A 13,738-nucleotide genomic window follows, 5' to 3' on the forward strand; every position below is an offset into this window, starting at 1 on the left:
CGCTGGGGTCGTCCCAGGCGTCGGTCCATTCGGTACGGAGCTGGCGGGCGGGCTTGCCGGTGAGGGCGCGGGAGCGGACGGTGTCGCCGGAACCGGCGGCGAGGAGTTTCGCGGTGAGGGCGCGCGAGTGCAGTTCGGCCTCCCGGGTGGTGAGCCAGAGGGAGCCGAGCCAGGCGCCCTGCGCACCGAGGGCGAGCGCGGCGGCGATCTGCTCGCCGCTGCCGATGCCCCCGGCGGCGAGTACGGGCAACTCCCCCACCGCGTCGACGACTTCCGGCACCAGGACCATGGTGGCGATCTCGCCGGTGTGGCCGCCCGCCTCGTACCCCTGGGCCACGACGATGTCGATGCCCGCCTCGGCATGCCGTCGGGCGTGCTTGGCGCTTCCGGCGAGGGCCGCGACGAGGACTCCCTGGTCGTGGGCGCGGGCGACGACGTCGGCGGGCGGGGAGCCCAGCGCGTTGGCGAGGAGTTTGATCGGGTGGCCGAAGGCGACGTCGAGCTGGTTGCGGGCGACCTGCTCCATCCACCCCGTGATGCGCCAGCCGGACGCCTCGCCCTCGGCGAGTTCGGGGACGCCGTGCTTGGCGAGGATCTCCTGCACGTAACTGCGGTGACCGGCCGGGATCATGGCCTCCACCTCGGCCTCGGTGACGCCTTCGACCTTCTTGGCCGGCATCACCACGTCGAGGCCGTACGGCTTCCCCCCGGTGTGCTCCGTCATCCAGTCGAGGTCACGGGCGAGGTCGTCGGGGGCGGTGTAGCGGACCGCGCCCAGGACGCCGAATCCGCCCGCCCTGGTGAGGGCCGCCGCCACCGCCGGAAACGGCGTGAAGCCGAAGATGGCGTGCTCGACTCCCAGTTTCTGGCTCAGCTCCGTCTTCATGGGCGGCAGGATGCCGCAGGGCGGCTGTGAGGGGAAGAGCTTTTCTGATGCTGCGTCAGATTCTTCGGTGCGGGTGGGACGGTTGACACCGGCGGTGCGCTTTGGCCTGCTGGTGCCCATGACTGAGGATGCCGAGCACAGAGGTACCGGGCACAGCGGTATCGGCCGGAGGCACTTCGCGGGCGGGGTCGTGGCACTGGGAGGTGCGTTGGTACTGGGTCCGATTCCCGCGGCGGGAGCGGCGGAGGCGACCGGAACGGCCGGGGCCGAGGAATCCGGAGGCGACGGCCGGCACCGTCCGACGCTCCGGTACGGGTCCGCCGCGCGGGCCGGGCTGCTCCCCGAGCACCTGGACCGCATCGTGACGGAGGCGAAGAGGTTCCTCGGGCCCTCCCCCAAGCACCCCTGGTACGCGGGCGCCGTGCTGCTCGCCGGGCGCGGCGGTACGGTCGCGCTGCACGAGCCGATCGGGAAGGCCGTGCGCTACGCCGCGTACGACGAGAAGACCGACACGGCGGTGGAGTTCCCGCCGGAGCAGCAGATCGCGACGGCCAGGGACACGGTCTTCGACCTGGCGTCGGTGTCGAAGCTGTTCACCTCGCTGCTCGCGGTGCAGCAGATCGAGCGGGGTGCGCTGGAGCTGGAGGCGAAGGTCGCCTCCTACCTGCCGGAGTTCGGGGCCGCGGGCAAGGCGGAGATCACGGTGCGTCAGCTGCTGACGCACACCTCCGGCTTCCGGGCCTGGATTCCGCTGTACTCGCAGCCGACCCGGGAGGGGAAGCTGAAGATGCTGTGGAACGAGGCCCCGGCCAGCCCGCCGGGCACGGCGTACCTGTACTCGGACCTGAACCTGATCTCGCTCCAGCTCGTCCTGGAGAAGATCACCGGTCGCACTCTGGATGCACTGCTCCACGACGAGATCACTGCTCCGCTCGGGATGCACCGCACCCGCTACAACCCGCCCGCCTCCTGGAAGCCGAAGACCGCGGCCACCGAGGACGCCCGCAAGCCGTGGTCGGGGATCGACCGGGGCCTGGTCTGGGGCGAGGTGCACGACGAGAACGCGTACGGCTTCGACGGCGTCGCCGGTCACGCCGGAGTCTTCTCGACCGCCTGGGACCTCGCGGTCCTCGCCCGCACGCTGCTCAACGGCGGTGCGTACGGGCGCGCCCGCATCCTGGCCCCCGAGTCGGTGGAGCTGCTGTTCACGGACTTCAACACCGCCTTCCCCGGCGACGAGCACGGCCTCGGCTTCGAGCTCTACCAGCACTGGTACATGGGCGCGATGGCCACTCCGCGATCCGCGGGCCACACCGGTTTCACCGGCACCAGCCTGGTCATCGACCCGTCGACGGACTCGTTCCTGATCGTCCTTGGCAACTCCGTCCACCCGGTGCGCAGTTGGCGCTCGGGCTCCGCGCCGCGCGTGGCGACGGCGGACGCCATGGCGCGTGCGGTCGCGGTCCGGCCCTCCCGCGGTCGTACCGCCTGGTTCTCCGGCATGGCCCCGTCGACGACGGCGACGCTCGCGCTGCCCGCGCTGGCGCTCTCCTCCGACCGGGGACTGCTTCGCTGCGACCTGTGGTGGGACGTCGAGCCGGCCGCGGACACGCTGACGCTGGAGGCGTCGGCGGACGCGGGCGCGACCTGGCAGCCGGTGCCGTTCACGACGGTACGCAAGGGTGTGGAGCCGGAGCCCCACCCGGGCGGGACGGTCACCGGGTGGTCCGGGCGGGTCTGGCACCGCGCGGGCGCCGACCTCGCACCGTACGAGGGCAGGAGCGTCGGCCTGCGCTGGCGGTACACGACCGACGTGCGCTACGTCGGCCGCGGGGTGTACGTCGACGGGCTGCGGGTGACGGACGGGAACCGGACGGCCTTCGACGAGAGCCGCCCCGGGGACGCGGCCCGCATCGAGGCACGGGGCTGGGCGGCGTCCCGGGACTGACGTACGGGCGACCGGGGCCGGGTCAGCGGCGGCGGCGCAGGAGCAGCGCGCAGGCTCCGACGGCCGCCGCCGCACCCACCGCACCCACCGCGCCCTTGCCGCCGATCGTCCAGAAGCCGCCCCGCGACTGGATGGCGAGCGCCGCGCCGCGCGACTGCACGGACAGCAGCGAGCCGACGCTCTGGTACGAGCCGATGGACAGACAGGACAGGGCCGAACCGATCGACCCGATCGACAGCGCGCTGCCGACGGAGCCGATGGACAGTACGGAGCCGACGGACCCGATGGAGAGCAGCGAGCCCTCGGAGCCGATCGACAACAGCGAGTCCCTCGACCAGGCGGAGAGCACGGCGGACTGCGACGGCCTGCACGTCTTCGACGGTTTCGACATGTCGTCATCCTGCCCCGGAACCCCAGCTACCGCCCCAGGACCGCCATCGCCGCACTGTGCCCGCCGATCCCGCTGACCCCGCCGCCGCGCACCGAGCCCGCCCCGCACAGCAGGACGTTGGGGTGTGCGGTCGCGACCCCCCAACGCCCGCGCGAGCCCTCCTCGTCCTGGTACGGAAAGGTGAGATCGCCGTGGAAGATGTGGCCGCCGGGCAGCCGCAGCTCGCGTTCCAGGTCGAGCGGGGTCTTGGCCTCGATGCAGGGGCTGCCGTCCGCGTCGAGGGCCAGACAGTCGGCGATCGGTTCGGCGAGGTGGGCGTCCAGGCGGGCGAGGGTGGTGCGCAGGAGTTCGGCGCGCGCGGCGTCGTGGTCGGCGGCGAAGAGCCGGGCCGGGGCGTGCAGGCCGAAGAGGGTGAGGGTGTGGTGGCCGCGCGCGGTGAGGCCGGCTCCGAGGATCGAGGGGTCGGTCAGCGAGTGGCAGTAGATCTCCGAGGGCGGTGCGCCGGGCAGCCGCCCCGCCGCCGCCTCCCGGTAAGCGGCTCCCAGCTCCTCGTAGCCCTCGGCGACGTGGAAGGTTCCGGCGAACGCCTGCTGCGGGGTGACGGCGCTGTCGCGCAGCCGCGGCAGGCGGCGCAGCAGCATGTTGACCTTGAGCTGGGCGCCCTCGGGGGCAGGCGCGGGCGGCTGCTCGCCGAGTAGAGCAGCGAGTGCGTGCGGGGAGGCGTTGACGAGGACGTGGCGGGCGCGGGCGGTCTGCCCGCCGCCCGTTTCCGTACGGTACGCAACCTCGGCGCGCGCTCCGTCGGTGTCGACGCGGGTGACCTCGTGGCCGGTCGCGAGGTGTGCTCCCGCCGTGCGGGCGACGTCCGCGAGGGCGTCGGTGAGGGCGCCCATGCCGCCGACGGGGACGTCCCAGTCGCCGGTTCCGCCGCCGATGACGTGGTAGAGGAAGCAGCGGTTCTGGCGCAGTGACGGGTCGTGGGCGTCGGCGAACGTGCCGATCAGGGCGTCGGTGAGGACCACGCCCCGGACGAGGTCGTGGGCGAAGGCGTCCTCGATCGCGACGCCGATCGGCTCCTCGAAGAGCATCCGCCAGGCCGCTTCGTCGTCGATGCGGCGGCGCAGGGCGTCCCGGGCGGGGAGGGGCTCGGTGAGCGTGGGGAAGACCCGTTCCGCGACCTGCCGCAGGGTTCCGTAGAAGCGTTCCCAGGCCCGGAACTCCTTTGATCCTCCGGTCAGTTCGGCGAAGGAGGCCGCGGTGCCGGGGCCGCCGACGAGCAGACCGCCGGTCCCGTGGGGGGTGTACGAGGAGATTGTCCGCTTCCGTACGGCGAAGGACAGTCCGAGGTCGCGGACAATGGATCCGGGGAGGAGCGACACGAGGTAGGAGTAGCGCGAAAGCCTGGCGTCCGTGCCGGCGAAGGGGCGGGTGGAGACGGCGGCCCCGCCGGTGGCGGGGAGCCGTTCGAGCAGGAGCACCGAGCGGCCGGCCCGGGCGAGGTAGGCGGCGGCGACCAGCCCGTTGTGACCGCCGCCGACGATGACGACGTCGTACGAGGAACGAATCGGCATGACGGGACCCTATGCGGTGGGTCCCCTGGCCGACAGGGGGGGAACGAGCGTGACCGTGGAACGGACGGAGCCGGGACGGGGGCCGCAGGAGGGGGGTCGCTTTGTGCCACCTCGTCCACATAGGGAAAATCAGGAGGTGACCTACCCGGAGCCTTCCACCCCGACCCACGCCGACGGGCGCCCGGACGAACATGCCGGTGCACGTGTCGATGCGCGTGTCGATGCGCGTGTCGATGCGCCCGACGTCTGGCGGCAGCGTGCGAGAACGTTCGCCCTGCCCGCCGCGGCCGTCGCGGTGCTCGTCGTCGTGGCCCTGCTCGGCATGGGCATCGTGTCCCGCGACACGGGTGAGCTGCACATACCCGGGGCCGGGACCACGACGCTGCTGCGTTCGGTGTTCCTGGCCGCGCTCTTCCTCCACCTCGGAGAGATCGTCGGACACCGGATGGCGCGTACGGTGCCCGGTGCTCCGGAGGCCAGGCCACCCGTGTGGGGGATCGCGCTGTCGCTGGCCGGGGCGGCGGCCTCGTTCGGCCAGATCGTCCAGATGGCCGATCTGGGCGGCATGACCTTCACCGAGACGTACGCGACGGATCCCGGCGGGATGCTCCTCCTCCAGGCCAACGCGTTCCTCGCCGCCGCCGCGTGCGCGTGGCTGAAGCGGCCGGCGTGGGCGGTGCTGCCGCTGGTGGCGGTGATCTTCTCGGAGGCGGTACGCGCGCACCCCGAGCTGGACACCCCGGAGATCGGGATCGCGCTGACCACGGTCCACCTGACGGCGTCGGCGCTGTGGACGGGCGGACTGGTGTACGCGCTGCGGGCGATGCACCTGTGGCGGAAGGGGGCGGATTCCGGGCCGGATCCCGGCCCGGGGCCCGGGCGCACGCTGCTGGGGCGGTACGCGCGCGTGGCCGCCTTCCTGTACGTGGCGCTGGCCGTCACCGGCACGTTCAGCACGCTGCGGCGGCTGCCGCTCGACGACATCTTCACCACGGCCTACGGGCGGACGCTGCTGGTGAAGCTCTCCCTCTTCGCGGTGGTGAGCGTGCTGGCGCTGGTGGCGCGGGCACGGTTGCGCCGCAGGCAGTCGGCGCACCGGAGGGTGGATCCGGAGGCGGCGGTGCGGCCGGCCCGGGCGGAGGTCGTGATGCTGGTGGGGGTGGTGGCGGTGTCGGCGCTGCTGACGGTGGTGCCGACGCCTACTTGGTAGGGGTGGGGCCGGTGGGCTTCGTGCGGGTGCGTGGTGGCTGGTCGCGCAGTTCCCCGCGCCCCTAAGCCCGCCCCCGTCTCAGCGCCGCCACGCGCCGGTAGATTTCTGCTGCTTCCGCACCCCGGCCCAGTTGCTCCAGGCACTGGGCCTCGTCGTTGCGGCTGGCGAGGGCGTCCGGGTGGTCGGCGCCCAGGACCTGTTCGCGGGCCAGCGCCACCTGCCGGTAGACCGCGAGGGCGTCCGCCCAGCGGCCCAGCCAGCCGAGGCCCACCGCCACCTCGCGCCGTGAGACCAGCGTGTCGGGGTGGCCGGGACCCAGCACCCGTTCGCGGATCGCGCACACGTCGCGGGCCTCCGCCAGGGCTTCCTCCCAGCGGGCGAGCCGGCCGAGGTTGACGCCGAGGCCGTGCCGGGCGCGCAGCGTCTCGGCGTCGGCCGGGCCGCCGGTGCGGGTGCGGTCGTCGACCAGGTCCCGGTAGAGCTCCAGGGCCTCCGCGCTGCGGCCCAGGCGGCCCAGGCAGATGCCCACCTCGTAGCGGGCGGAGAGGGTGTCGGGATGGTCGGCGCCGAGCGCCTGGGCGCGGGCCGCCGCGACTTCCCGGTACGTCTGGAGGGCTTCGGTCCAGCGGCCCAGCTGCCCGAGCGCGTACGCCACCTCGTAGCGGGTGACGAGGGTGTCGGGGTGCGTGGTGCCGAGCACCCGGCCCCGGGCCGCCGCGACGTCGCGGGCCATCCGGTAGGAGTCCTCCAGACGGCCGAGTCTGCTCAGGTTGAAGGCGAGGTTGTGGCGGCAGCGGAGCGTGTCCACGTGTTCGGCGCCCATGGTGCGCTCGCGGGCCGCGAGGACCGCCGAGTACACCTGGTGGGCGTCGAAGTGCCGGCCGAGCTGGCCCAGTACGTACGCGGTCTCCTGCCGGGCGGCGAGGGTCTCGGGGTGCTCCGCGCCCATGGTGCGGGAGCGTCCGTCGGCGACTCTCGTGAACTCGCGCAGCGCGTCCGCCGCCCGTCCCGTACGGCTGAGGGTGAAGCCGACCTCGTAGTGGCTGGCGAGGGTGTCGGGGTGGTCGGGTCCCAGCGCGTGCTCGCGTTCGGCGGCGACCGCGCGGTGCACCTCGCCCGCCTCCTCCCAGCGGCCGAGCCGGCCGAGGCTGAGGCCCGCGTTGTGCCTGCTGTCGAGTACGTCCAGGACCTCGGGCGGCGGCGTGGGCCGTTCCGCGTGCACGGGAGCGACGCCGGGCGCGGAGGCGCGCAGTCCGCCGCCGCTGGTCCACTCGCCGGTGAGCCCGGCGGACGGGTCGCCGTGCGCCGGGGTGAGCGTGCCGGTGCCACCCGCCTTGTGTCCTGTGGTCATGCCACGGGTCCAGGACGGCAGCCGGGGCGCCCGGGACGGCGGCTGCTCGGGCCGCTTGGCGGGCGGCCGGAGTTCGGGTGCGGCGGTCAGCACGGTGGCCGGGTGGCCGGGCGTCCCGAGGGCAGTGCCCGCCGGGGTGAGGCGGCCGTCGGTGAGGCGGCGGCCGAGGTCCTTGGCGTCGGTGGGCCGCCCGTCGGGGGTCTTGGCGAGCAGGTCGAGCACTATCCGGTCGAAGAACTCGGGGAGTTCGGCGCGGTGGGTGCGCGGGGGTTCGGGGGCCGTGTCCCGGTGCCCGACGAGGACCGCCCACGCGTCGTCCAGGTCGAAGGGCGGCACCCCGGTGGCGATTTCGTACAGCACGCAGCCCAGCGAGTAGAGGTCGCTGCGGTGGTCGACGTTGACGCCGCTGATCTGCTCGGGCGACATGTAGTGCGGGGTGCCCATGGCGATGCCGGTGCCGGTGAGGCGGGAGGTGAAGCCGATGTCGTGGCCCAGGCGCGCGATGCCGAAGTCGCAGATCTTCACCGTGCCGTCGGCGAGCCGCATGATGTTGGCGGGCTTCAGGTCGCGGTGGACGATGCCCTGTTCGTGGGTGTAGGCGAGCGCCCAGGCGACCTGTTCGGCGATGTCGACGACGTCGTGGACGGGCAGCGGGTGCTGTTTGTTGTCGTCGAGGAGCTGGCTGAGGTTGCGGCCCTCCAGGAGTTCCATGACCAGGTAGAGCACGCCTTCGTACTCGCCGAAGTCGTGCACGACGGTGACGCCCCGGTGCTGCAGGGCCGCCGCCACCCGTGCCTCGCGCCGGAAGCGCTCGCGCAGCACCCCGGAGATCGCCTGGTCGGCCTGCGTACCCATCGGCTTGAGGCACTTCACGGCGACGTGCCGGCCCAGCGATTCGTCGCGGGCACGCCACACCTCGCCCATTCCCCCGCGCCCGATCAGATCGAGCAGCCGGTACCGGCCCTGGATCAGCCTGGTGTCCGCCATCTCGTACTGTCGCCCCCGTCGCTCCGCTGCGCCCTCCCCGGCCCGTCCAGTATGGCCGCCATGCGGTTGAGTTTGTACGGGGCCGGGCGGCTGCCGGGCCCGAGCCGCGCAACCGCTTTCAGAATGTGACCTGGTGGTAGCTGCCAGCGGAGCCGGGAGGGAATGCCGCGCAGGATGTGTCCGGTGGCACGCAGTTGACGGTCCGCCGCCTTCGGAGCGGGCGCCGGTCTGCCGTACAGGGCGTGGGCCCAGGGCGGCAGGGAGGCGTACGCGAGGGAGGCGACGTGCCGCCACACCAGCTCACGGGCCGGTACGAGGGCGGGGTGCACGGGTGGTCTGCGCAGGAACGCGTACACGGTGCGGGCGTCTTCGGCCACCTCAAGGGCAGGCCGCATCGAGGTGAAGTAGTCCGCCAACTCCCGCGTACTGCGCGGCACTTGTGTCAGATCGAGGCCGACCAGGCGGGCGCTCTCGCGGTGTTCGTCGACGTACCGGTCCGCCTGCGCGTCCGTCATGCGCAGCCCGGAGCGGCGGGCGACGCTCAGGTAGGAGTCGATTTCCGCGCAGTGCACCCAGAGCAGCAGGGCGGGGTCGTCGACGCCGAGCAGCCGGTGGATCCTGCGGACCCGGGCCCCCGCCTGTTCGGCCGCATCGGTGGTGCCGTAGGTGGTGGTGCCGACGAAGCCCGCGGTGCGCATGAGACGGCCCCAGGCGTCGTCCATGAAGGTGCTGTTGATCATGACGCCGCGGACGGCCCGCGGGTGCAGGGCCTGGAGGTAGAGGGCGCGGACCCCGGCGATCCACATCATCGGGTCACCGTGCACCTGCCAGGTGACGGAGGCGGGCCCGAAGAGGCCGGGGTCGGCGGTGCGGGACGTCAGGTGCGGCACTGTGACCACAGCTCCTCCTCGAAGCGACTCACGAGCCGGGTTCGGCGTCCAGGTGATCCGCCCGCCGGGGCCGGGAGCCCCTCCAGCCTACGCATGATTTCCGGCGCCGAACCGGCCTCGGGAAGTCACGCCGGATCCGGCGCCCGGTTCGCGCACCGATGGGCACCGCGGCGTCCTCTCCCCGCCCCGGACGTCACTTCGGGTCAAGGGCCGGGCGGCCGAGCCGTCCTGCGGACCGGCGGACGGCCCGCCCGCCCGGCTCGTCCCGCAGGCGGGCGGGCCACCATCCCCGCCGACCGGGGCCGGATGCGACGGCAGTCGGGCGCGTACCGGCTGCGCCCGTGCGGTCGCTCGCTCAGTTGCTGTCGCCCGGGATCAGGAACAGGTGGATCGACTGGTCCTTCGCACGGAACCGCTCGCTCCCCGCGCCCTTCTTCGCCCGGTCGGACACGATCACGACGTGGTCGGCCGAGACCCAGGAGACCCCCTCCGGATTGCCGTAGACCGTACGCCCCTTGCTGTCGGTGGGGAGGCGGTGGACCGTCCCCTCATCGACTTCCCACTTCTTGGCGGAGAGGCGGCCCACCCACAGCGCGGACGACGCCTGCGACAGGACGGCGATCCGTCCGTCGCGCACGGACACGCTGCTGTAGTCCTCGAAGGGCAGCGAGCGGGGCAGCCGGATGGTGTCCGTGCGGGTCCAGCGCTTGCCTTCGCGCCGGAAGACCTGGATACGGCCGCCGCCCGGCGTCCGGCCCTTCTTGCCGCCCTCGCACAGGTTTCCCTCGCACAGGGCGAGCAGGTGTCCGGTGCCCCCGCGCTCGACCCACTCCAGGCCCTCCATGCCCTTGTTGGCGTCCGCCAGGTCGAAGTCGAGGTGCGCCGATCCGACGGGGCGCAGCTTCGCGTCGTACTCGTGCACGCGGGCACGGAAGCCCTTCGGCTTGACCGGTTCGGCCTCGCTCAGCGTGAAGTAGTGGTCGTGCACCGGGTCGTGGGCGAGGTCCTCGTACCCCACGCTCGGCTCCGCACCGGCAGACTTCTTCTCCTTGCCGGCCTTCTCCCTGCCGGCCTTCTCCCTGCCGGCCTTCTCCTTGCCGCTCTTCTCCTTGCCGGTGTCGACGACTCCGTTCTCCGGCGCCTTGGGCGACAGCTCGCTGCTGACCCGGATGAGGGAGGGCAGGTTGTCGCAGACGACGAGGAAGGCGCCGTCGCGGTAGAGGACGCCGCTCGCCTCCAGGCGGGTGCCCGCGCCGTCGCCGATCAGGTCCTGGATCTTGGCTTCCTTGACCAGACGCAGCTCGCGCGCGGCCTCGGACCTGGCATCGCTCCTGGCCTTGTCCGGCTTCTTGTTCGTCGCGGTCATGAGGGCAGTACCTCCATCGCGCCCGGGAACACTGCCCCGCCGGCGCCGTTGGGATAGGTCTTGCGCAGTTCGGCAAGTTGCTGACGTGCGTGGTCGTAGCGCATGCGCGTGTAGTGGAAGATCCCGTACGTGAACTGCGTGCCCCGGCTCAGCTCCCACTGGCGGTACCCGGCGCGGTACACCTCGTCGTTGGTGAACTGCCGCCCGGTGAAGGGCTTTCCGTGCTGGCTCGTCGACTCGCCGTACGCTGCGGACGAGAGGAGCTGCCAGAGCCCGTCGGTCCGCCCGGAGCCCTCCGCGCCCAGCAGCGCGGCGACCCGCTCGGGGTCGAACTCCGTGTCCAGGAGGTACTCCAGGTGGTCGAGGTAGTACTGGCAGAAGTCGTGGTGGCGCAGCAGGTTGGTGAACAGCGGCAGGCGTGACACCTCGTGCGGGGCGCGGGTTATCCGGCAGTAGTTGCGGGTCATGGCGGGCCAGTCGAGCAGGTCCGTGTACTGCCACGGCGTCGAGAAGAAGTCGATGCCCGAGCTGTTGTCGTAGTCCCACGGGACGAACGTGAAGTACGGGCGGTCCATGAACCCCGTCGGGTCGCCGAGCCGGCCCGAGTTGTAGAGGTAGTAGTTCGCGGGCGTCGCGAAGTAGTTGTCCCAGCTGCCGAGGAGGACGTTGGCGCCCGCCCAGCGCAGGAAGGCCGGCACGTTCAGGACCTCCTCGACCGCACCGCGGAAGGCGTCCGTGGTGAACTTCTCCTCCCCGCCCGGCAGTTCGACGCCGTTGACGGTACGGACGAAGGCGGCGAGGTCGTCGTAGGTACTGGCGGCCGGGTCGTCCTCGTTCGTCTTCAGCCGGTACGTGCGGTCGTCCTCCCGGCTGCCCGCGGTGTAGTACTGCCGGCCGTTGTCCGCGCCGTCGGCGGGGGGCCGGTGCTCCAGGGTCGCGCAGCCGACGTCGCCGCAGTACGCCTTGTAGAGGTTGCCCTCGGCGTTCTTGCCGAAGTGGTCCTTCAGGAACTTCTTGTCGACCTGCTCGATGACCGAGAACAGGCCCATGTAGCGGTCGTTGATCGAGAACGTCGCGTACGTGTGCTGCGCGGCCGGGACGCCCGCGCGCTCCAGGAGCCGCCAGGCAACGGCCTCGCGCATCTGCGACGGGTCGTTGTACATCGCCTTGAGGTTGACCCGCTCCATGCCGTGGAGCCGGTCCTCGCTCTCGCCGACCTCGAAGTCGATCTTCCAGGAGCGCTTGGGCGCGTGAGCCGTCAGGTTGCCGCTGTTGACCATCGAGAACGACGGCGTCGCGAGCAGCGCGTCGTCCGGGGCGCCGCTCCTCGCCAGGGCCAGCCGGGCGCCCGGGGGCGCCTCCATCACCTCGTCGGCCGTCAGGACGCCGGGCGGCCAGCCGGTGACCTTGACCTGATACATGTCCTGAGCGAAGAACTCCGCTTTGTCCTGCGCCGCGTCGAGGTACGAGTCCGTGATCCGCCCGATCGCGGTGGGCCGCCCCTCCCGGTCGAGAAGTACGAGGCTGCCGTCCGGCGCGAGGTCCGACGCGTCCCCCTGCTCGGCGAGCAGCAGGTCGTACAACGTGCTGAACTCGGCCTTCGTCCGCAGCACGGCATCGGCCGGACCCGCTGTCGCGTTGGCCTGCTCCGCGAGCCGCCGCCCGGTGCCGGGTGGCAGCGTGGCGGGCGCGAGGGTCCGGTTCTTGAACTCGTCCCGGAATGTGCCCTTGTCGATGGTCCTGTCCACGACGGCCTCCCTGGGTGAGCCTTCCTCTCTACCCCTGTCACCGCATGACCGCCAGGCCCGGAACCGGCCTGTACGGCAGCCGAAACCCGTGGCCCCGGCGCGCTAGCGCCGCACCCTGGGCATCCCCAGTCCGATCCACGCGATGATCTCGCGCTGGATCTCGTTGTTGCCGCCGCCGAAGGTGAAGATGACGGCCGAGCGGTAGCCGCGTTCCAGTTCGCCGTGCAGGACGGCGCCCGCCGAGCCCTCTCTGAGGTGGCCTGCGGCGCCGACGACCTCCATGAGCCAGCCGTACGCGTCCCGGCGGGCCTCGGAGCCGTACACCTTGACGGCGGAGGCGTCCTGCGGGGTGAGGGAGCCGTCCTGGACGGCATTCACCATCTGCCAGTTGAGGAGTTTCATCGCGTCGAGTCTGGTGTGGGTACGGGCGAGCCGGCCGCGCACCCAGCCGAGGTCGATGACGCGGCGGCCGTCGGCGAGCTTGGTGTCCAAGGCCCAGCGCTGCACGTCGTGCAGCGCGCGCACGGCCATGGTGCCGTGGGCGGCGAGGGTGACGCGCTCGTGGTTGAGCTGATTGGTGATGAGCCGCCAGCCCTTGTTCTCCTCGCCGACGCGGCGGGAGACGGGGACGCGGACGTTCTCGTAGTAGCTGGCGGTGGTGTCGTGCGAGGCGAGGGTGTTGATGAGGGTGCAGGAGTAGCCGGGGTCGGACGTCGGGACCAGGAGCATGGTGATGCCCTTGTGCGGCGGGGCGTCCGGGTCGGTGCGCACGGCGAGCCAGACCCAGTCGGCGGTGTCGCCGTTGGTGGTCCAGATCTTCTGCCCGTTCACCACGTAGTCGTCGCCGTCGCGGACCGCTCTCGTTTTGAGGGCGGCGAGGTCGGTGCCCGCGTCGGGTTCGCTGTAGCCGATGGCGAAGTCGAGTTCGCCGGAGAGGATCTTCGGCAGGAAGTACGACTTCTGCTCGTCGGTGCCGTACTGCATGATCGTCGGCCCGACGGTGTTGAGCGCCATCAGCGGCAGCGGCACGCCCGCCTGGGCGGCCTCGTCGAAGAAGACGTACTGCTCCATGGGGGTCAGCCCGCGTCCGCCGTACTCCTCGGGCCAGCCGACGCCGAGCCAGCCGTCGATGCCCAGGCGGCGGACGGCATCCCGGTAGAAGCGTTTCCGGGCGGCCGGGTCGGTGTGCCTGGCGTAGCCGTTGTCGGGGATGAACATGGCGAAGTAGGCGCGCAGCTCGGTGCGCAACTGCTGCTGCTCGGGCGTGTATTTGAGGTGCAAAGGGCCCTCCAGACGTCGGGTGGCCCGTCCTGCGTACGGCGGGTCACTGCGGCGGCGGACAGAGTAGAACGCGTTGCAGGAATGCGGAAGGGTGTGGCCGGTACCACCG

At 72.0% G+C, this 13,738-nt stretch carries 10 protein-coding genes; 2 read left to right on the forward strand and 8 right to left on the reverse strand.

From position 1 onward, the window contains the following. Window positions 1-886, reverse strand: an 886-nt coding sequence (locus tag ACWGIG_RS28370; protein WP_453324527.1) for a nitronate monooxygenase, incomplete at its 3' end; no start/stop codon positions are given. A 118-nt stretch (window positions 887-1,004) separates the two neighbouring features. Here ACWGIG_RS28370 and ACWGIG_RS28375 point away from each other — a divergent pair. Beyond that, the gene (locus tag ACWGIG_RS28375) at window positions 1,005-2,834 is read left to right on the forward strand and encodes a serine hydrolase (RefSeq protein WP_453324528.1); all 1,830 of its coding nucleotides are present in this window, start codon (window positions 1,005-1,007) and stop codon (window positions 2,832-2,834) included. Between the two features lie 22 nt (window positions 2,835-2,856). On the opposite strand, the gene ACWGIG_RS28380 is transcribed toward ACWGIG_RS28375, so the two are convergent. Beyond that, window positions 2,857-3,225, reverse strand: a complete 369-nt coding sequence (locus ACWGIG_RS28380; RefSeq protein WP_453324529.1) for a hypothetical protein — start codon at window positions 3,223-3,225, stop codon at window positions 2,857-2,859. Window positions 3,226-3,251: 26 nt separating this feature from the next. Then, window positions 3,252-4,796 (reverse strand): phytoene desaturase family protein, encoded by a 1,545-nt coding sequence (locus tag ACWGIG_RS28385; protein ID WP_453324530.1) that lies wholly within the window; start codon window positions 4,794-4,796, stop codon window positions 3,252-3,254. Window positions 4,797-4,932: 136 nt separating this feature from the next. Between ACWGIG_RS28385 and ACWGIG_RS28390 the strand changes: the two genes are divergently transcribed. Beyond that, complete coding sequence (locus ACWGIG_RS28390) at window positions 4,933-6,006, forward strand: CopD family protein (RefSeq protein WP_453324531.1); 1,074 nt, start codon at window positions 4,933-4,935, stop codon at window positions 6,004-6,006. Between the two features lie 61 nt (window positions 6,007-6,067). On the opposite strand, the gene ACWGIG_RS28395 is transcribed toward ACWGIG_RS28390, so the two are convergent. The 5 genes from ACWGIG_RS28395 to ACWGIG_RS28415 form a co-directional block, all read right to left on the reverse strand. Next, entirely contained in the window at window positions 6,068-8,344 is a 2,277-nt protein-coding gene (locus tag ACWGIG_RS28395) for a tetratricopeptide repeat protein (protein ID WP_453324532.1), read from the reverse strand. Continuing rightward, a complete protein-coding gene (locus ACWGIG_RS28400; RefSeq protein WP_453324533.1) occupies window positions 8,326-9,243 on the reverse strand; it encodes an oxygenase MpaB family protein in 918 nt (305 codons plus the stop codon). The genes ACWGIG_RS28395 and ACWGIG_RS28400 overlap by 19 nt, the downstream gene beginning before the upstream one ends. Before the next feature lie 346 nt (window positions 9,244-9,589). Next, window positions 9,590-10,600 carry a hypothetical protein gene (locus ACWGIG_RS28405; RefSeq protein WP_453324534.1) on the reverse strand — a complete coding sequence of 337 codons (1,011 nt, stop codon included), beginning with the start codon at window positions 10,598-10,600 and terminating at the stop codon, window positions 9,590-9,592. Continuing rightward, window positions 10,597-12,348 carry a CotH kinase family protein gene (locus tag ACWGIG_RS28410; protein WP_453324535.1) on the reverse strand — a complete coding sequence of 584 codons (1,752 nt, stop codon included), beginning with the start codon at window positions 12,346-12,348 and terminating at the stop codon, window positions 10,597-10,599. The genes ACWGIG_RS28405 and ACWGIG_RS28410 overlap by 4 nt, the downstream gene beginning before the upstream one ends. Window positions 12,349-12,450: 102 nt before the next feature. Continuing rightward, window positions 12,451-13,629 carry an acyl-CoA dehydrogenase family protein gene (locus ACWGIG_RS28415; RefSeq protein WP_453324536.1) on the reverse strand — a complete coding sequence of 393 codons (1,179 nt, stop codon included), beginning with the start codon at window positions 13,627-13,629 and terminating at the stop codon, window positions 12,451-12,453. Window positions 13,630-13,738: the final 109 nt, after the last annotated feature.

The organism is Streptomyces sp. NPDC054863, assembly GCF_053610825.1.